Origin of the sequence: Paraclostridium sp., assembly GCF_051657365.1 — a bacterium.
Classification (GTDB): Bacteria; Bacillota; Clostridia; order Peptostreptococcales; family Peptostreptococcaceae; genus Paraclostridium.
Genome location: NZ_JBOFKN010000052.1, coordinates 1 through 1,113 on the forward strand (window position 1 = coordinate 1; position 1,113 = coordinate 1,113).

At 46.9% G+C, this 1,113-nt stretch carries 1 protein-coding gene; it reads left to right on the forward strand.

Going from position 1 to position 1,113, the window contains the following annotated elements; all coding sequences use genetic code 11:
- The coding region (locus ACRCYC_RS03715) for an ATP-binding cassette domain-containing protein (protein ID WP_438617837.1) at window positions 1-1,113 on the forward strand (1,113 nt) is incomplete at both ends.

The window sequence follows — 1,113 nt, forward strand, 5'->3', positions numbered from 1 at the left end:
AATCTTCTTCACAACAAAATCAACAACGGCAGGCGCAACTTGCCGAAACTGTAGCGGCACTAGAAAGCATTAAACTCAGTGGTGCTGAGAGTATGTTGCAATGGCGCTGGGAGCAGGCAACTGCGGCACTGGGCAGTGCATCAGTACGTACTCGAATGCTGATGAACCAGTTAGGCCAAATGAACATGCTGGTTCAGCAACTCAACACAGTATTAACGGTTATTGGTGGCGTATACCTGATAGCGGCGGGTGATCTGAGTATGGGCGGGCTTATTGCGGCCAGTATGCTGGGAGGGCGAGCGTTAGCGCCGGGTATGCAATTAGCGGGGTTATTTGGAAAATGGGAAAATGCTCGTGAAGCGCATACAACATTATCAAATCTGTTATCGCTTCCTCAAGAGCAGCAGAGCTCAGCGTCACAACGCTTACAACCCTCTGTTTTACACGGCGCATTGAGCTTACGTACAGTTAGCTTTGCCTATCCTCAGACGCCGCAGCCTATTATCAATGAATTATCATTATCTATCAGTGCCGGTGAACGTATCGCAATTATCGGGCGTATTGGAGCGGGTAAATCAACATTACTGCGGTTGTTAGCTGGATTATATCAACCCGATAAGGGGCAAGTTTTAGTCGATGGTATTCACACGGAGCAACTTTCTTTAGCTTTTTTACGCCGCAATATGGGCATGGTATTACAAGACCAATCATTACTGTACGGCACTATTCGGGACAACATTGCATTAGGGTGTCCGGATTTAGATGATGATAGCTTACTGCGCGCAGCAGAGCGGGCAGGCGTTATGAATTTTGTGCGAGATGATCCTCAAGGCTTGCATAAAGCCGTCGGTGAAGGTGGCGCATGGTTATCTGGGGGCCAGCGTCAAGCGGTTACATTAGCACGAGCATTAGTAAGAGAGCCGAAGATTTTATTGCTTGATGAACCGACTTCGGCAATGGATAACCGCAGTGAACAATGGGTCAAAGATATGCTATTAAGCCTTCCCGGCAAACCTACCATCGTGATTAATACCCATAAAATGTCGATGCTAGATATTGTAGACAGAGTCATTGTTTTAGAGGCTGGGAAAATTGTTATAGATGGTAGTAAAG